The organism is Bacillus fungorum (assembly GCF_002746455.1).
Taxonomy (GTDB): domain Bacteria; phylum Bacillota; class Bacilli; order Bacillales; family Bacillaceae_G; genus Bacillus_A; species Bacillus_A fungorum.
The window spans coordinates 1-18,023 of sequence record NZ_NWUW01000046.1; the positions used below are offsets into that span (position 1 = coordinate 1).

Annotated in this window: 23 protein-coding genes and 1 pseudogene; 21 read left to right on the forward strand and 3 right to left on the reverse strand. The window is 36.7% G+C overall.

Going from position 1 to position 18,023, the window contains the following annotated elements:
* Both CO726_RS32245 and CO726_RS28645 read left to right on the forward strand, forming a co-directional pair.
* A pseudogene (locus CO726_RS32245) lies at window positions 1–230 on the forward strand (IS4 family transposase); the annotation flags it as partial.
* Window positions 231–533: 303 nt separating this feature from the next.
* Window positions 534–848, forward strand: coding sequence for a hypothetical protein (locus CO726_RS28645; RefSeq protein ID WP_169513099.1), 315 nt, complete (start codon window positions 534–536; stop codon window positions 846–848).
* Window positions 849–912: 64 nt separating this feature from the next.
* Here CO726_RS28645 and CO726_RS28650 read toward each other — a convergent pair whose 3' ends face one another.
* From CO726_RS28650 to CO726_RS32695, 3 genes are all read right to left on the reverse strand, one after another.
* Window positions 913–1,119, reverse strand: coding sequence for a hypothetical protein (locus CO726_RS28650; protein ID WP_099686541.1), 207 nt, complete (start codon window positions 1,117–1,119; stop codon window positions 913–915).
* A gap of 164 nt (window positions 1,120–1,283) precedes the next feature.
* On the reverse strand, window positions 1,284–1,505 hold the full coding sequence (locus CO726_RS28655) for a hypothetical protein (RefSeq protein ID WP_099686542.1): 222 nt from the start codon (window positions 1,503–1,505) through the stop codon (window positions 1,284–1,286).
* 18 nt (window positions 1,506–1,523) lie between these two features.
* On the reverse strand, window positions 1,524–1,721 hold the full coding sequence (locus CO726_RS32695; protein ID WP_099686543.1) for a hypothetical protein: 198 nt from the start codon (window positions 1,719–1,721) through the stop codon (window positions 1,524–1,526).
* Window positions 1,722–1,821: 100 nt separating this feature from the next.
* Between CO726_RS32695 and CO726_RS28665 the strand changes: the two genes are divergently transcribed.
* The 19 genes from CO726_RS28665 to CO726_RS28750 form a co-directional block, all read left to right on the forward strand.
* Complete coding sequence (locus CO726_RS28665) at window positions 1,822–2,034, forward strand: hypothetical protein (RefSeq protein WP_099686544.1); 213 nt, start codon at window positions 1,822–1,824, stop codon at window positions 2,032–2,034.
* Window positions 2,035–2,402: 368 nt separating this feature from the next.
* Window positions 2,403–2,753, forward strand: a complete 351-nt coding sequence (locus tag CO726_RS28670) for a hypothetical protein (protein WP_099686545.1) — start codon at window positions 2,403–2,405, stop codon at window positions 2,751–2,753.
* Window positions 2,754–2,939: 186 nt separating this feature from the next.
* On the forward strand, window positions 2,940–3,836 hold the full coding sequence (locus CO726_RS28675; RefSeq protein WP_245916807.1) for a terminase small subunit: 897 nt from the start codon (window positions 2,940–2,942) through the stop codon (window positions 3,834–3,836).
* Window positions 3,823–5,094, forward strand: coding sequence for a PBSX family phage terminase large subunit (locus CO726_RS28680; RefSeq protein ID WP_099686558.1), 1,272 nt, complete (start codon window positions 3,823–3,825; stop codon window positions 5,092–5,094). The genes CO726_RS28675 and CO726_RS28680 overlap by 14 nt, the downstream gene beginning before the upstream one ends.
* 12 nt (window positions 5,095–5,106) lie before the next feature.
* Window positions 5,107–6,540, forward strand: coding sequence for a phage portal protein (locus CO726_RS28685; protein WP_099686547.1), 1,434 nt, complete (start codon window positions 5,107–5,109; stop codon window positions 6,538–6,540).
* A 73-nt stretch (window positions 6,541–6,613) separates the two neighbouring features.
* Window positions 6,614–7,381 carry a phage minor head protein gene (locus CO726_RS28690; RefSeq protein WP_099686559.1) on the forward strand — a complete coding sequence of 256 codons (768 nt, stop codon included), beginning with the start codon at window positions 6,614–6,616 and terminating at the stop codon, window positions 7,379–7,381.
* 75 nt (window positions 7,382–7,456) lie between these two features.
* A complete protein-coding gene (locus tag CO726_RS28695) occupies window positions 7,457–8,164 on the forward strand; it encodes a DUF4355 domain-containing protein (protein ID WP_099686548.1) in 708 nt (235 codons plus the stop codon).
* 109 nt (window positions 8,165–8,273) lie between these two features.
* Window positions 8,274–9,119: a phage major capsid protein gene (locus CO726_RS28700; RefSeq protein ID WP_099686549.1), complete on the forward strand. Its 846-nt coding sequence runs from the start codon at window positions 8,274–8,276 to the stop codon at window positions 9,117–9,119.
* A 33-nt stretch (window positions 9,120–9,152) separates the two neighbouring features.
* Entirely contained in the window at window positions 9,153–9,314 is a 162-nt protein-coding gene (locus tag CO726_RS32010; protein WP_169513100.1) for a hypothetical protein, read from the forward strand.
* On the forward strand, window positions 9,315–9,623 hold the full coding sequence (locus tag CO726_RS28705; protein WP_099686550.1) for a head-tail connector protein: 309 nt from the start codon (window positions 9,315–9,317) through the stop codon (window positions 9,621–9,623).
* Window positions 9,620–9,964: a head-tail adaptor protein gene (locus tag CO726_RS28710; RefSeq protein ID WP_099686551.1), complete on the forward strand. Its 345-nt coding sequence runs from the start codon at window positions 9,620–9,622 to the stop codon at window positions 9,962–9,964. The genes CO726_RS28705 and CO726_RS28710 overlap by 4 nt, the downstream gene beginning before the upstream one ends.
* Window positions 9,939–10,346 (forward strand): HK97-gp10 family putative phage morphogenesis protein, encoded by a 408-nt coding sequence (locus CO726_RS28715; RefSeq protein ID WP_099686552.1) that lies wholly within the window; start codon window positions 9,939–9,941, stop codon window positions 10,344–10,346. The genes CO726_RS28710 and CO726_RS28715 overlap by 26 nt, the downstream gene beginning before the upstream one ends.
* Before the next feature lie 5 nt (window positions 10,347–10,351).
* A complete protein-coding gene (locus tag CO726_RS28720) occupies window positions 10,352–10,711 on the forward strand; it encodes a hypothetical protein (protein ID WP_099686553.1) in 360 nt (119 codons plus the stop codon).
* Window positions 10,712–10,728: 17 nt separating this feature from the next.
* A complete protein-coding gene (locus tag CO726_RS28725; RefSeq protein ID WP_099686554.1) occupies window positions 10,729–11,322 on the forward strand; it encodes a hypothetical protein in 594 nt (197 codons plus the stop codon).
* A 46-nt stretch (window positions 11,323–11,368) separates the two neighbouring features.
* Complete coding sequence (locus CO726_RS28730; protein WP_099686555.1) at window positions 11,369–11,731, forward strand: hypothetical protein; 363 nt, start codon at window positions 11,369–11,371, stop codon at window positions 11,729–11,731.
* Window positions 11,732–11,778: 47 nt separating this feature from the next.
* Window positions 11,779–12,042: a hypothetical protein gene (locus tag CO726_RS28735; protein ID WP_245916803.1), complete on the forward strand. Its 264-nt coding sequence runs from the start codon at window positions 11,779–11,781 to the stop codon at window positions 12,040–12,042.
* Complete coding sequence (locus CO726_RS28740) at window positions 12,043–14,646, forward strand: phage tail tape measure protein (protein WP_099686556.1); 2,604 nt, start codon at window positions 12,043–12,045, stop codon at window positions 14,644–14,646.
* Between the two features lie 21 nt (window positions 14,647–14,667).
* Window positions 14,668–16,149 (forward strand): distal tail protein Dit, encoded by a 1,482-nt coding sequence (locus CO726_RS28745; protein ID WP_099686561.1) that lies wholly within the window; start codon window positions 14,668–14,670, stop codon window positions 16,147–16,149.
* Window positions 16,146–18,023 (forward strand): phage tail spike protein (locus CO726_RS28750; RefSeq protein WP_169513101.1); only part of this gene is annotated, 1,878 nt, incomplete at its 3' end. The genes CO726_RS28745 and CO726_RS28750, both read left to right, overlap by 4 nt.

The window sequence follows — 18,023 nt, forward strand, 5'->3', positions numbered from 1 at the left end:
AAAGAAAAGAAATGAGTGAGTTGAAATGTGCTTATATGGTGCAGATTTATCTAAAAAAAATACACGCCGCCCTTTTTTATACTGTCCAACATCCTGTTTCAGTGCTCAGCAGGCTCTTTCAAGATATTAGTAAGAATGGGAAAAAAGCGCGGCGGTATCGAAAAACAACGCCGTTTGAAATCCTAGGCTTAATAAAGATATCAACGGAGCAACTTCCAGTGGCTTCATAAAATATGAACCAAGTGAAGTTCTATTTGAGTATGTCCAAAATACAGGATTGTATTCAAAGATTGTAAAAAAAATGCCTCCGATGCTTTTAGCATCGGAGACACTTCTTTAAAGTTGATGGCTATGACCTTAATAGGTGCTTTTTCTTTTGCGCAAAACAAACGAACTCAATGAACGAAAAAACTGCGATTTATGAGATCTGTATTTTATTACATTTAATTTCAAATAAAATATGAAACTTTTCAAAAGTAGCTATTTTTATTTTGTATAATAAATCTATAGTGAATTGAAAAGGGGATGTTAAGATGAGAAAAGTGGATCGTTTTACTAAACCGTATTTCGAAACAAGAGGAGCAATGGAAGTTGTATTATATGAAGTAATTAGACATAAAAGTGATGAAGCTATTCCGTTTGAAGAAAAATTCAATTCATTAAAAGAGGCGAGGATGTTCATTTATCAATATGCTCATAATAATCCGGAATGGCTAAACGTAAATGGTGATATAAGCGAGTTTAATTTTAAAGATAATAGAGTGGAAAAAGAGAATCGTTGGCATGGAAATGTTATTGAAAAGGAGTATAAAGTACGATATAAATACTTAAATGAATGGAATAAATAATTATCAAAGTAGCGAATCTGCTGCTTTTTTATTTTGTATAGAAAAAGGAACCATGGTAGGCTCCTTAATTAGATTCGGAAGTTGTGTAGTTTTTCTTGATGATATCTTTTATGTTAATAATTAAGGATATAAGAAATCCAGCAGCTAGGATACCGTTTACCCAGTAATATGTATTCCCTGATGTAAATTTATTATAAAAGGAATTGACATTATAAAATACTAAGAGAGCTGAAAAGACAGTGGAGATTACTAACATACCAAAACTTTTCATTGTGTTCACCTCGATTCAAAATGTTAGAACTTATTTACAATTTTACATTTAAATAAATAGATTTACAAGAAGAGGAATAAAAAAAGAACCTGCAAACATGCAGATTCTCCTGATAATGATTTATGAAGTAAGACCCGGAAATTAATTCAAAATCGTTTGTTAGTTCAATCTGTTCTATAATCATTGTTTCTAATTTTCTTTTTTATATCTAAAAATCCTATAAGCATAATTGCTATCAATACTAATTTAGTCCAATGAAATTCTTGATGAAACATTAGCCCATAGAAGAAGTCACAAGCATATATTAGCCCGATGATGGGGAATAGCCAAATCATAAATTTTAAATCTTTTAAATGGTATTTGTAATTGTTGATTTTTTTCCACATATGTATCAACCCCTATTCTTATGATGTTCTGTAGTTTTTCTTGATAATATCTCGCATGTTTAAGATAAAGAATAGAAGAAAAACCAAGGCTATGATACCGTAAATCCAGTAGTACGTATGTCCTGTTGTGAATTCAGTATAAAAAGAAAGGGAATTCCAAACTAATAGGATTGTTGAACAGATAGTAGAGATCAATAATGAACTAAAACTTCTCATGATTTTCACCTCGATTCAATTTTTTTAGAACTTTTTATATAATTATACATTTTAATAATAGGATTTTCAAAAGGAATTACCATAAGGAGGATTAAAACAAATGAAACTAAGTAAACAAGAACAAACCGTTGTAATTGGAACATTCATTTCAATGTTAGGAACGGACCTTGTAAATGAGCGTATCGATAAACAGAAATTAGAAAGTGCAATTCCAATCTTTAATGAGTTGGAAGACAATACAACACCAAAGCAAAAGAGAGACGCAATGGTTAGTTTGTTAGATAAAACTATGGATGAATTCTTAAAACAATAGCCTTAAAAAAGGAAAAGCAACTCGCATGGGGGCGAATCACTTTTCCAGATGGCAATGTTAATTTTATTATAGCAACTTGGACATATTTGTGAGTATATATTTCGAATTTTCTACGAAATAATTAGGGATTACCGCGAGGTGGTGAATATGGCTAGGCAACGTAGCCTAAATTGTGAAGTGAATAATTTGTTATTATATTTTAAATTTTACGAAAAACAACCATTTTCTTCAGATTTCAAGAAGGTTTTACAAAAAAATACATAGAAGTATAAATATATGGTAATGAAATGAGTCGAATTTTCATCATGACTGATATCCATAATATGTTCATTTCAATTAACATGAAATACACATAGAGGAGAGCGATTATGAAAAGAAAAATCGGTACAGCAGTCGTAGGTTTATCTGTTTTAGGATTTGGAATTTTTGGTTTTACTCATGGAAATAGTGGAGAGGTTGTTCAAGCGGCTTCAGTAGGTGATGGAGGAGGAGCGCCTGCATATGCACATGGAAATCATGGAGGAGCGCCATCTTATACACATGGGGATTATGGAGGGGCACCATCTTATACTCATGGAGAGGGCTGGTCTACGAGTTATGCACATGGAAATACAGGAGCACCAGCTTATAACGTAGGAGATACACCTGCACCCAAGTTAGAATCTGTTGGAGATTATGGAGGGGCACCTGCTAACACAGAACCTGGTGGAGGGATTTAACTAATACTAATATGAAAGTTATAAGTTTATATATAAGAAAAAAGACTTTGTAATTTACAAGGTCTTTTTTCTTTGTAAAAAAGTTATTCGAAGGGAGAAATAAACGAGTTTCTTCCTATTAATTTAGAAGGTGGTGGGTGATATGAAGTGAGTAGACGAAGCGTAGAACGAGATAAGGCGTTTGAAATGTATAAAGACTCAAAAGGAGAAAAACCTATTGAGCAGATTGCAGAAGAGTTAGGGAAGAGTATTTCTCTCGTTAGAAAGTGGAAATCCAAGGACAAATGGGACGATAATATTACCGGTAATATTACCACTGGTAAAAAGGTAATTACCAAAGTAGAAAACCCTAAAACAAAGAAGAAATTAAAAGAAATATTAGATGATGAAGAGTTGACGGAACAAGAACGGCTCTTTTGTTTGTATTATGTAAAGTATTTTAATGGTACACAAGCTGCACTGAAAGCCGGTTATGCCAAGAGTAGCGCACATGTTACAAGTAGCCGGTTGCTGAGAAGAGAACGTGTAGCATCTTACATTCGTGAGATTAAAGGCGAAATGGTTGAAAACATATTTGTAGAAGCGATGGATGTATTGAATGAGTACATCAAAATTGCTTTTGCAGATATTACGAATTACGTAAATTTTGGCCAGAAAGATGTAGAAGTGATGGGCCCGTTTGGACCTGTAAAAGATGAAGACGGAAAACCAGTCATGAGAACCATTAGTTATGTTGATTTTAATGAATCTGACATGGTTGATGGCTCTATCATTGCGGAAGTGAAAAAGGGCAAAGAAGGTGTGTCTATCAAGCTTGCTGATAAGATGAGAGCACTTGATAAACTGGCGCTGTACTTCGATTTAGTGCCTGACAACTTCAAACGAAAAATTGAAGAAGAGCGTCACAAAATGCATATGGAAGTACAGAAAGCGAACATAAAGAAAGCTAATGCTGAAATTGCAAATTTAACTGGTGATGAAGACGATGATAATGTACAAGCAATTCAAGATTTCTTACAAGCAACTGCTCCTGATCCAGAAAAGATGAAAGAAGTATTTGGTGATGAAGATGGCGAGGATTAAAAAGCGGAAAACCAAATCGTTTAAGTTCCAGCCGTTTTCAAATAAACAATTACAATTATTGTGGTGGTGGCGAGATGGTTCGCCATATGAGAATCATGACATCGTTATTGCAGATGGAGCAATTCGTTCCGGTAAAACAATTTCGATGATCTGCAGCTTCTTACAATGGTCACAGGAAAAGTTTAAAGGTGAGTCATTTATCATTGCTGGTAAATCAATTGGCTCACTAAAACGTAACGTAATTAATCCGATGATACAGATACTTACCGCATGGGGATGGAGATATGATTACAACCGTTCCGAAAACTATCTGCAAATTGGATGGAATACGTACTACTTGTTTGGAGCTAATAAAGAGAACTCGCAGGATACACTCCAAGGTTTAACTGCTGCTGGTTCATTAGCGGATGAAGCGGCTTTATTTCCTAAATCATTTATAGATCAAATGATTGGGCGTTGTTCTGTTGATGGTGCAAAGATATTTATGAACTGTAACCCAGGCTCTCCATATCACTTTGTAAAAACAGAGCTTATCGATAAGAAAAAAGAGAAGTTGGTTTGCCATTTAAAATTCACAATGGATGACAACTTATCTCTTTCTGAGAAAGTGAAAGACCGCTTTAAACGTATGTTTAGTGGTGTGTTCTATCAACGCTATATATTAGGTTTATGGGTAATGGCGGAAGGTTTAATATATAGTATGTTTAATGAAGATGAACATGTTGTTCCATCGTATCCAAGGAAATATGAGCAGTATTATATCTCCTGCGATTACGGTACCCAAAACCCGATGGCATTTGGCTTATGGGGCTTATCTGGTGGCATTTGGTACAAGGTGAAGGAATACCATCATGACGCTCGCAAGAAGAATTTACAAAAGTCAGATGAACAATATTATGAGGATTTAGTTGAGTTTGCAAATGGTCTAACCAAGCGTATTATCGTAGACCCGTCCGCAAGCTCATTTATTATTTTACTGAAACAAAAAGGTTGGAAAGTAAAGAAAGCAAAGAACGATGTATTAGATGGAATACGTAATGTAGCAACTGCATTGACAACTGAATTAATTAAATTCTGCGATTGTTGTAAAGAAACGCTGCGTGAGTTCTCTTCTTATGTATGGGATGAGAAAGCAATGGAGCGTGGTGAAGACAAACCAATTAAGCAGAATGACCATCAAATGGATGCTGATCGCTATTTTGTAAATACCGTAATTATGTCTAATAACAAAGCAAGAGCTGTTAAATCAATCTATTAAGGAGGTGAGACGATGTTTGAACACTACATTCCGTTACTGGATGAAAACAATAGGGAGCCTACACCAAAACTGCTCAAAAAGATTATTGATGAGTTTGAGCCTATGAAACAACGCATGATTAATAGGTACGAACGATACAAAGCAAGTGAGAAAGGCGTACCTATCTTTACTCGTGAGTTTAAAGGTGATGGAAATAAGGATAAGGTAAATAATAAGCTAAACAATGACTTCTTTTCTGAAATTATCGATACGAAGATTGGCTATATGTTTGGATTACCTATTTCATATAGCTTAGATCATGAAGATGAAGAAGTGTTAAAACGAATCCAGGACTTCTTAAAAGCGAATCATACTGAAGATGCTGATGCGGAAACAGGTAAGTTTGCTTCTATTTGTGGATATGGGGCGAGACTGCTTTACCATGACAAAGAAGGTATTGAAAAGGTTATGAATATCAAACCTTATGAAGCTATTTTTCTTACTAATTCAAGCATTGCAGAGCCTAAATACGCTATTCGCTGCTACCCAATCAAAGTAATTGATGGTGACGATTTTAAAGATGGATACAAGGTGGAATTTTATAACGAAACTCATATCATTGAGTACACTGGTGAAGGTTTAGATAAGCTGCAAGAAACAAATCGAATCCCTAATTTATACAAAGGTGTGCCACTTATCGGATTTCCTAACAATGAGGAATTACAAGGTGATGTAGATAAAGCCATCGCACTAATCGAAGGGTACGACAGAGCTTTTTCGGATGTTAATAGCGAAATAGAACAGTTTCGTTTGGCTTATATGATTTTTAAAGGTGTTGATATAGATGATGACACTATCGAGAAACTAAAGCAAACTGGCGCGCTTGATGTAGGTGAAAATGGTGAAGCTTCTTTCTTGACTAAGGATCTCAACGACAACATATTAGAACATCATCTCGACAGATTAGAGAAGAACATTTGCCGTTTTACAAAGCATGTTAATCTTACTGATGAATCATTCGGTTCTAACCTTACTGGTGTTGCTATTCGTTATAAGCTATTAGCTTTAGAAACGAAATCGGGGACACTGGAAGTAAAGTTCACTAAGTCGCTGCGCCAACAATTTAAACTGTTATTTGGTGCTTGGAATTTACGCTCAAATAAAGAAGAATTAGACTACCTTTGTATGACGTTCCAGTTCACGCGAAACCTTCCTGTTAATTTATCTGATGAAGCAGATGTACAGGGAAAATTACAAGGTTTAATAAGTGAAGAGACACGTTTATCTTTATTCTCTGCTGTTCATGACCCGAAGGCAGAATTACAAAAGATGAAAGAAGAAGAGGTTGATTCTATTGATTTAGACACCGTACATAGAGGCGGTGAAGATGATGGAGTGGGACAAGAAACAGAAACACCTCCAAAAGATAGAGGACGAACTGGAAAAGGCGATTCTCTACCTGTATAAAGATGCTTTAGAAGAAGTCAGAGGAATACTGGCTTTTTATTATGCCAAATATGCGGTAAATGAGCGGCTAAACATGCAGGAAATGCGCCGATTTAATCGATATAAGAACCTGCAAAGCGAACTGCAACAAGTTATTAATGAAATAACATATGAGAAAAAGAAAACTCTCAACGAAAAACTCTCCACTCAGTATGGGGAGTCTTTTTATTATACGAGTTATCTTATTGAGCAAGAAGTAAGTGTAACCCTTTCATATGGTCTTCTGGACCCAAACATCATTAAGCGCGCGGTACAAATGCCAATCGATAAAATGACACTCAATCAAAGATTAAGTACACATCGAGTACAGCTAGTTAACCGAATACGCAGAGAATTATCTATTGGTCTTAGAAAAGGAGAAGAATATGCAGTAATGGCTAATCGGATTAAGCCTGTATTAGATGGTGATGCGAAGAAAGCAATGATGGTTGCATGGACAGAAAGTGCTAGGGTGCAAAACATAGGTACTTATGACAGTTCCTCTCATGCTTTCGATGAAGGCGTATCAATGGAGAAGTTTTGGATTTCTACATTAGATAAACGTACACGTCCTTCTCACCAAGCTGCAGATCATCAAAAAGTACCGTTTAAAGGGGTATTTAAAGTCGGTGGTTATAGCTGCAAATATCCACATGATAGTAATTTGCCAGCTAAAGAGGTTGTACGCTGCCGCTGTACTTTTATTACCGAAGTAGCGGAAGTTAGCCCATTTATTGAGAGGAGGGCTAGAAACCCGACAACAGGCAGGAATGAAGTCATTACTGGAGTTAGTTATGAAGAGTGGAAAGACTCTCTCAAATAAAAATAAAACACTTGAGGGCTTATAGATTACGAACTAAACAGGGCGTATTCATAGGAACTCAAAGGAGGAAAAATTATGAAACAATATTTAGTTAAAGATTTGCCAGTAAAGTTTGTTAAAGAAACAATAAAAGCGCCATTACGATTGAAAGGTATGCAATTCTTCTCTGATTCTAATACACCACCAGCAGAAGATACACCACCGACTGAACAAACGCCACCTGCGGATGATAAAGAGGAGGCGCCAATTGACGGACAGAAAGAGCCGAAATTAGATGATGCAACAAAAACATTTATTGAGAAAATGGTGCAATCAGCAGAAGATAGAGTTCGTTCGAAATATTCGAAAGAACTTAATGCAACCAAGAAGGAACTAGAAAACTACAAAACCGCTTCTATGACCGCTCAAGAAAAAGCTGAGTATGAGATGAAGCAACTTCAGGAACAGCTAGAAGAGCGAGAAAGAATACTTCATCAGAAAGAAATGCAAAGTGCGGCTGCAGATGGATTATCAGCGATTGGATTAGATCTTAAGTTTGTAGATTTTGTTATCGGTTCAGATGTGGAGGATACAAAATCTAGAGTATCAAAATTTAATGATTTGTTCTCTTCGGCGTTAGAAGCAAAAGTAGTTGAAAGATTTAAAGCTGCGGGCCGAGAAATTCATGTTAGTGGCGGAACTGGGACTGGATTTACAAGAGAACAAGTAAATTCAATGAGTCAGGATGAAATTAATGCGAACTGGGCACAAATTCAGAAAGATATGCGCAGTTGGGGTAAGTAATAATAGAAAAGTTAAGTAGTATAGTTAAAAAAATTATAAAACGAACAAAAGAGATTGCTATTTTAGTGGTTTCTTTTGTCATGGAAAAACATTAAGGAGGAATTAATATATGTCAGTAGCAACTTTTATTCCAACAATTTGGGAAGCTCGTTTAATGGCGAATTTCCACAAGCGTTCTATCGCGGATTTAATCACAACAAAGCCAGCAAAAATTGAAGGTAACAAAATTATTTTTAACCGTGTCGGTGCAGTAAATGTAAAAGACTATTCTGGTTCTGTTGAATGGGATGACACAAACCCTTCTAAAGTAGAAATCAATATGGATCAGAAAAAGTATTTTGCGTTCAAAGTAGATGATGTAGACGCTGTGCAAGCAGCAGGAGACTTAATTGACCCACATACACAAGAGGCAGGTTCAGTACTTCAAGAAACTGTCGATACTTTTACATTAGGACTTTACACTGGTGCCCATAAAGATAATGTAATCGGTACAGATTCCGCAGCAATCGAATTATCACCTAAGAATGCATACGACTACATTGTTGATCTCAATACAAAGTTAAACGTGAAAAAAGTACCTAAAACTGAACGTTTCACAATCATCAATTCTCAACTTCTCGGGTTACTATCTAAAGATGACCGTTTTACAAAGCAACCTGTCATTTTAGAAAACGGCGTTGTAGAAGGACAAATAATCAATGGTTCACAAATCGTTGTATCAGAAGAGATTCACAATACATCCGGTAAATATAAAATTCTTGCTCTTCATAAGTCAGGTATCGGTCATGGTAAACAGTTAAATGAAACAGAAGCGCAACGCCTTCAAAATTCATTTGCAGATGGCGTTCGTGGTCTTATGGTTTATGGGGCTGGTGTGCTTCGCCCAGAAGCGTTAGCAGTACTTACAGCTACAATCGCACCAACTACACCAGAAAAACCAGAGGGACAGGCGTAAGCCTTTCCTCTTTCTTTTGAAAGGAGAGATAGTATGCCTTGGTTTTTGAACACACAAACAGATGTTAAATGGGAAGTGACGGATGCAGATCATGTAAAGCGCTGCAAGAATGACCCTATATACGAAGAAGTAGACGAACCAAAACAAGAAGTTGTTAAAAAGAAAAGACAAACACCTGCAAAGCCGAGTGAGTAAATGGATATGAAAGCAGAAATTCTAAAACGTGTAAAACTGCAAATACCTAATATAAGTGATGAAAACTTATTAATAAGCATTGAAGATACAATGTTAATGGTCGCTGAATACACGAATAGAACTATTCCTGAATTTCCTCCTGCTTATCCTGGTATTATTGCTAAAATGGTGGTTCATCAATATAAGGATCAGGAAAGAGAAGGTAAGAAAAGCGAATCGTTAGGTAACTATTCTGTTACTTATGACGATGTGGGAGATTATCCGGCAAGTATTACGAAAGGACTGAAAGTGAGGTTGCGTGTCTTATGATTCAATCCATGATACGTAAGTTTGGCAAAGAAGCTACAGTACTTCGTAATGCTGGTTCTGATGATGGCCCATATCCAACAGAAGAATGGGGACAAATTAACACTGTAAAAGGTGTACTAGATGCTATACAAGGAACAAAGGACGCTCGCAATAAGAAGGTAGAAGAGAAGAGTACACATTTCTTTTACTGCTTACCATTCGATGTAACGATTCAAGACAGATTAGTCATTGATAAGAAGGTATACAGTGTTACTTATCCTGGTGATCCAATGAATGCAGGTAGATTTTTTCAAATAGAATTGGGGATGTTGCCTTATGAGCATGAAATTTCAATCGAATAGAGCTCAAGTGATGGCGAAACATATGAGAGCTAAGAAAGCAGCTCATGCCGCTATTGGTCAATTTGTTAGTTCTAAGGCTAGGCTATTATCTCCCGTAGATACTAGTAATCTAAGAAACAGTATTAGTTCTAAAGCGGAACTAGAAAAGGTTGTTATCGGAACTTCTGCTGATTATGGGATTTATGTAGAAAAAGGGACAGGGATTTTTGCCGAGGACAATAACGGACGCCAAACTCCATGGATGTACCGTGACCCTAAAACAGGGAAAATGGTTAAAACTCAAGGGCAACGACCACAACCATTTCTTAGACCAGCAGCAGAGAATAACAAACCGCAAATTATACAGGTAGGAACAAGTACCTATTCGTCATTAATGAGGTAGATACCATGAATGACTTTATAAATGTATTACACAGTGAATTGAAAAAGACTCATAAGGAATCGTATTATGAGATTGCAAAAACAACCGCTGTAATGCCTTATCTGGTGTATACAGTTAACGATGATAAAGAACCTTGGGGAAGAAAGAATATCATGATTACAATTGATATCTATGGCACTTCTGCTCATCTTAGTAAAATAGATGAACTAATTATGAAATTAGAAAGTAATCTTCATAGAAAGAGATTAAGCAGCGCTGGATTTGGTGCTGCTATTTCTTATCTTTCGAGTCAGAAAGTACCTGATCCAGACCCGAATATCAGACGTAAAGAAGTACGATTCATTTTACGAACTTATTTTAAATAATAGAAAGGGTTGATTATATGGCAGCTCCACAACCAAAACCTGAGAATGTCCTCTTCGGAGACTGGGGCGCATTCTTTTTTAATTACGGAGAAACTGATGAACTAGCTGTAGGAGCTACGCAAGGCGGCGGTTCATTCAAATACGAACCTGAATTCAAAGAAATTGAATATGATGGTTCTCCTGGTGACACTATGGGGATGAAACGTATTACTAAATCTAAAACGCAATTAGCTTTTAAAACACTTGAATTTATTGACAAGAACAAAGTGAAAAATTTTATTGCTGGTCTTAAAGTGTCTGAGGAATCAGTCACGAAAGATGGAAAGACTATCAAATATGATGTTATTGAGCCAACTGAAAAACTAACTAACGATAGTTATTTGAAAAATGTGGCTTGGGTTGGCGAAACTTTAGGTGGAGATATAGTGGAAGTTATTGTGTATAACGCTCTATCCGATGGCTCGTTAGAATTAGGATTTGAGAATGAAAGTGAAGTAGTACCAGAAGTTACATTCACTGGACATCGGAATCCATCAGATATTCGAAAAGTACCTTGGAAAATGCGTATTTTAACTGCAACGGAAGCAGCTAAATTAATACCGGCAGGTTAAAGAGTAGGGAAAACCCCTGCTCTTTTTATTTTAAGGAGGAATGAATATGGCAGTAACAGTTCAAGGAAAAGAATATGTAGTAAGAGGTATTAAAACAAGAGATATCCCACGGTTATCACGAATCGTGAAGAAAATGGATATCAAACCCGACTTCAAAATGCTGGATGAGTTAAAAAACTTAGGACTACAGCAAAAGGCATTAGGTATCAATTTATTTATAGAAGTTTTCGCTGGATTAGGTGAAGCAGAAGAAGATGTATATCAACTATTGTCCGATTTATCTAGTGTTGAAGTAGATGTAATTAAAGATTTAGATTTAGGCGATTTATATGAAATCGTAATGGAGATTAAAAGAGTTGATACAAGCTTTGCACCAGTTTTTTCGAAACTCGTTGGATTAACGAAATAGATTTTCACGACACGTTTGCAAGCCGATATGGAGATGTAGAGTACGTTATGAACCTTCCTATAGCAATAGGTATGGAGATGTTCAAAAAAGCCAAAGAGAAAGAAATGGAACGTCTTTTATGGGAAGAATGGTGCGCTTTACAACCGTATTGCGAGGAAACATTCCCTGCTTTCAAACATAAACGTATGAATCCAACGAGTGAACAAGTGAAAAAGTATAACGATTCGATAGAGCAACCACAGAAAAAGAAACTCACAAAAGAAGAAGTGTTTGCTCGTGTTGCTAAAATCCGCGGAAAGGCGGGTGAATAAATGGAACTGTTTCGTATGTTTGGTTCAATATTCTTGCGTGATGATGAATTACGAAGGGGATTGAACCGAGCGGAACAACAAGGTCAGCGTACCACTGGAATTTTAAATAGAGGATTTAGCCGAATGGGACAAGCAGCTGGAGTTATGGGTGCTTCTGTTGGTTCCTCTGCTTTGGCTATTGGAGGCATGGCAGGAATAGCGGTAGGGGCTGGTGCTGCTCTAGCAGGTATCGTATCAGCTGGGGCAGGTTTTGAAAAAACAATGTCAGCAGTGCAAGCTGTAACTGGCGCATCTGGTGAGGACATGAAAAAAATGTCTGAACTAGCTAAAAAAATGGGTTCGGAAACAAAATTCAGTGCATCTCAAGCGGCAGAAGGGATGCAATACCTTGGTATGGCGGGGTTTAAAACGAACGAAATCATGGAAGCTATGCCGGGTATGCTGTCATTAGCTGCAGCTGGTCAGTTAGATTTAGGTACAGCTGCTGATATTACATCAAATATCATGTCGGGATTTGGATTGAAAGCTGATCAAGCAACTCACTCTGCTGATGTATTAGCAAAAGCTGCTTCTAGTTCTAATACAAACGTAGAACAAATGGGTGAAGCGATGAAGTATGCTGCTGGTTCAGCTTCAACTGTTGGTTTTACGATGGAAGAAACATCTGCTGCAATGATGGCAATGGCGAATGCTGGATTACAAGGATCTGTTGCAGGGCAAGCGTGGGGAACTTCATTAAACCGCTTAGCTAAGCCAACAAAAGAGATGAAGAAAGTTATGGGTGAATTGAATTTAGAATTCTTTGATTTACAAGGGAAAATTAAACCATTGCCACAACTTGTTAGTGAATTAGAACAGAAGACAGCAGGGATGACGAATCAACAGAAAGCGGCGACATTATCGACACTATTTGGTGCAGAAGCATTTAAAAACTGGGCTGCATTAATGAAAGTTGGCGGTGAAGAGTTAGGAAGGATGACAGATGGACTCGTTTATGCCGATGGCGCCGCTAAAAAAATGGCAGACACAATGTCAAACAACCTTTCTGGTAAATGGGATGAATTTAAATCTAAATTAGAAGGCTTAGGTATTACGATATTCACCATTATTGCTCCTGCCTTATATGCAATTCTTCAAAGTGCTATAAATGCGGTAAAAGGAATAGATATGTTCATTCAATCTATCATTCCACTAGACTCGTACACTGAAGGAGTAAAGAGGATAGCTCAAGCATTACAAGCTATGTGGCAAGCAGCAGCAGGCGATAGGAATGCCATGGTGGAAGGTTACGATATTCTTACTAAATTAGGTTTCTCTGCTGATGCAATTCAAACAATACAGAGCATCACTGAAGCTGTACGATTTGGTGTAGAAACCATGAAAGGTCTTGTTTCTGGCGATTGGGGATCTGCTTATAATCTGCTAGAAAAATTAGGATTCTCTCCAGAAAAAATAGCTGATATACAGATGTTTGTTCAAGAGGTACAACTACAGATAAGTAATTTCATAATGAATGTACAAAATTTAATCTCAGCTGCAGCCCCTATAATTATGGGAATAATCGGGGCTACTTGGGATTTTATTAAAGGTGTATTCAATACAATAGCTCCTTACTTGATGCCTTTGCTGACGGATGTCCTTAACTTTGTAAATGGGATTATAGCGCAAATCACCTCATTTTGGAAAGAAAACGGAGATCAAATTGTTCAAGCTGTAAAAAATGCCTTTTCAATCATTCAATCTATTATAGCTTTTGTAATGCCAGCTGTAATGATGATTGTAAAATCCGCTTGGGATGCTATTAAAGATATTATCCAAGGTGGAGTTAACATCATCATGGGTATTATTAAATTCTTTGCTGCACTACTGACAGGTGATTTTCGCGGCATGTGGGATGCAGCGAAACAAATTTTTAGTGGAGCTATCCAATTAATTTGGGGGCTTATTAATTTATCGTTTGTAACTAAGATCTTAGGAGCAGCTAAGGGGTTGGCGATGTCATTCGGCTCAGCAATTAAGGGAATGTGGTCTACTGTTGTTGGATATTTCAAGACATTTATCAAGGAACCAATCGCTTCTGTAGTTCGTATGGCAATTGATATAGGTGAAGCTGCTATGAAAATCAAAGACAAACTGATTAATCCTATTAAAGAAGCTTGGAGTGGAATTATGGGATGGATTGATAAAATTAAAAACGGTGTAGCAAATATGTTTAGTGGTATTCACATTCCTGTCCCGAAAATTAGTGTAAATGGATCACTAAATCCTGTTAATTGGGCAAGTGAAGGTTTACCATCTTTCAGTGTTAAGTGGGCTGCAAACGGCGCTTTAATTAAGCCTGGTAACCCAACATTGATTGGTGTTGGTGATGCTCAAGGATATGACGAAACAGTTCTTCCTTTACGCAAACAAACCTTTGATGCAATTGCTAATGGAATAATGGGGTCACTACCATTAGCACAACAAGTAGGGGCACAACAATATGCATCACAAGGTCCAACTATTTTGCAAGTTAATTTAAACGGAAGAGAAATAGCAAGGGAAATATACACAGATGTTAATGAGTTTCAAGAACAAGAAAAAGAAAGACGTAAAGTATTTTAGGTAGGTGATGATATGACCGGAATTAGTTTCTTTAGTTTTAACGGGAAAAGGAATCCAAATGTAATTCCATTGCAGGGTAAAAAACGCCCTGCATGGTCTCCTTTGGAACGTACATTTCTTGAAGTCCCTCACTATCCAGGAGGCCGTTTGATAAGAACGCAAACGAAAATGAGAAAAATAATTGTACCAGTTTCATTGTTATATGAATCTATGGAAGAAGCAGAAAAATTAAAAGAAGAGATAGCTGATTGGCTTATTACGGATCAACCTCAGGAACTTGTTTTTGATGACGAAAAAGATCGTACGTACTTAGCTGTTATTGATGAGGCATTTGACCCAGAACAATTAGTAAATTTAGGAGAAGGAGTACTTACTTTCATTTGTCCGATGCCTTATAAATTGGGAAAAGTACAAACTTATCCATTTGTACAAGATTGGTCTACTGAAATTACTTCTTATTTTACGAATAAAGGAAGCGTAGAAGCTCTACCAACAATTGAAATGATTGTGAAAAAACCAAGTACCTTTTTAGATGTATGGTTTGGAGAGTATCCCCATAATCGTGATTACTTTAGAATAGGCTACCCTCTGACTGTGGAAGAAACCATAGTACAGGAGCGTGAAAGGGTCATGTGGGATGAAATGGCTACTCCTATAGGATGGACACCTGTTACTGGACGATTCGAGGAGATGAAAGGAACAGGTAGTTTTAAATCAAGAGATGGCCATGCACTATATTGTGAAGATTACGGAAAAGAGACAGGATTCTACGGTGCCATAGCCAAGAAAAACATTCCGGACGGACCATTACAAGATTTTGAAATGGAGGCATGGGTGACTTTAAAGTCCAAAAACATAGGTGAAATGGGACGTGTTGAAGTGCTTCTTTTAGATGAGACGAGTAATGTGGTATCCCGTATCAATATTAATGATCTATATGCGACTGCTGAAATTACAAGGGCGCATATGACAATTGGAAATAGCGGAACACCCAATAGTTTTCGAAAACTAGTTGATACAAGTGGATTTTATTCGACTACATTTAATCAATTCCGAGGTCGTGTACGTATTGCTAGGCGGGGTAAGGTGTGGTCTGTATATGTAGCTAAGTTTATAGATGGTACAGAAAAAGATGGTGCTTCACTAGTAGAACGTTGGATTGATGAAACAGGAAATCCGATGACTGAGCGTAAAATTGCACAAGTTATGATTGCGATTTGTAAGTGGGATAATCACCAGCCTATTAACGAAATACAAATTGATGATTTAAAGATTTGGAAGGTAAACAAAGTTCCGTCTAATACACAACCATATATCTTCGATACTGGAGATAAGATTGTTATCGATACTGAGAAAAGTCTTGTCACAATCAACGGAAAGAATGCAATCAATATAAAAGAAATATTTAGTAATTTTCCTATCATAATACGTGGTGAAAATCGTATCGATATAATGCCGCCTGATGTTAATGCAACAATCAGTTATAGGGAGAGATATAGATGAGAACACCAAGCGGAATCCTTCATGTCGTCGATTTTAAAACAAATCAAATCGTATCAGCTATCCAACCACATGACTATTGGGACGATAAGCGTCATTGGGAAATTAAAAATAATATAGATACATTAGAATTTAAAACATTCGATGGGACATCACATGCAATTGTTTTACAACAACAGAATTTAATTGTTAAAGAAGTTCGTGAGGGGCGACTGGTGCCCTATGTGATTAACAATGAGGTCGAAAGAGATTCTAGTGATAGGTCGATTACAGTGAACGCTTCTGGCGCTTGGGTCCACATAGCAAAAGATGGTTATATTATGCCGCAGCGTATAGAAAGTAAAACTGTTAATGAATTTATCGATATGGCTCTTGTCGGTATGAAATGGAAGCGCGGTATAACTGAATACGCTGGATTTCATACCATGACTATCGACGAAATTATAGATCCTCTTACCTTCTTGAAGAAAATTGCTTCATTATTCGATTTAGAGATTCAATATCGTGTAGAGGTTGTAGGTTCGCAAATCACTGGTTGGTACGTTGATATGATAAGAAAACGCGGTAGGGAAACCGGTAAAGAAGTTGTTTTGGGTAAAGATTTAGTTGGTGTAAGGCGTATTGAACATTCAAGGAATATTTGCACAGCCCTAATAGGTTTCGTAAAAGGTGAAGGCGATAACATTATTACGGTAGAAAAAATTAACAAGGGACTCCCTTATATTACAGATAGCGATGCATTCCAGCGATGGAGTGAGAATGGAATGCATAAATTTGGTTTTTATACACCAGAAACAGAAAATCAAAATATGTCTCCAGAGCGTCTTATGACACTTATGAAAACTGAATTTAAAAAACGTGTTGATACTTCCGTTTCTTATGAAGTTGAAGCACAATCAATCGGCCGTGTGTTTGGAATGTCCCATGAATTAATCAATGAGGGTGATACGATTCGAATTAAAGATACTGGATTTACACCAAAGTTGTACTTAGAAGCTCGTGTTATAGCTGGTGATGAATCATTTACTGATCCTACACAAGATAAATATGTGTTTGGTGACTATCGTGAGATTGTTGATCCAAATGAGGAATTAAGAAAGATTTATAACCGTATCCTCAGTTCATTAGGCAATAAACAAGATATGATAGATCAGTTAGATAAATTAGTGAAAGATGCTAATGAAACCGCTAGTAATGCAAAGAAGGAGTCAGAAGCAGCAAAAACACTAGCTGAAAAAGTACAGGAGAATATTAAAAATAATACTGTTGAAATTATAGAAGCAAAGAATCCTCCCGCAACAGGGCTTATAGACAGAAAAACATTATGGTTAGATATTTCAAATGGTAAGCCTGGTATTTTAAAACTCTGGAAAGATAGTATTTGGGAGCCTGTTGTACCTGATATTGAATCAGTAAAACATGAGGTTTTTGGTCAATTTAATGAAGTGAACGAAACTCTTCAAGGCTTTTCACGTACCATTGTTGATTTGAGAAACGATCAGGGTACCATTGATAAAAAAGTTACATCAATAGAACAAACAGCAACTGGATTATCTTCTACTGTAAGTAATCTAAACAATGTAGTATCAGATCAAGGTAAAAAACTTACTGAAGCAAATACAAAACTCGAACAACAGGCAACCGCAATCGGTGCCAAAGTTGAGCTTAAACAAGTAGAAGATTATGTTGCTGGGTTTAAGATACCAGAGTTGAAGCAAACAGTTAATCAGAATAAACAAGATTTATTAGGTGAATTAGCCAACAAGCTTGCAACTGAGCAATTTAATCAAAAAATGACTCTAATCGATAACCGCTTTACTATCAACGAACAGGGAATCAATGCAGCAGCAAAAAAGACAGAAGTATATACAAAGACG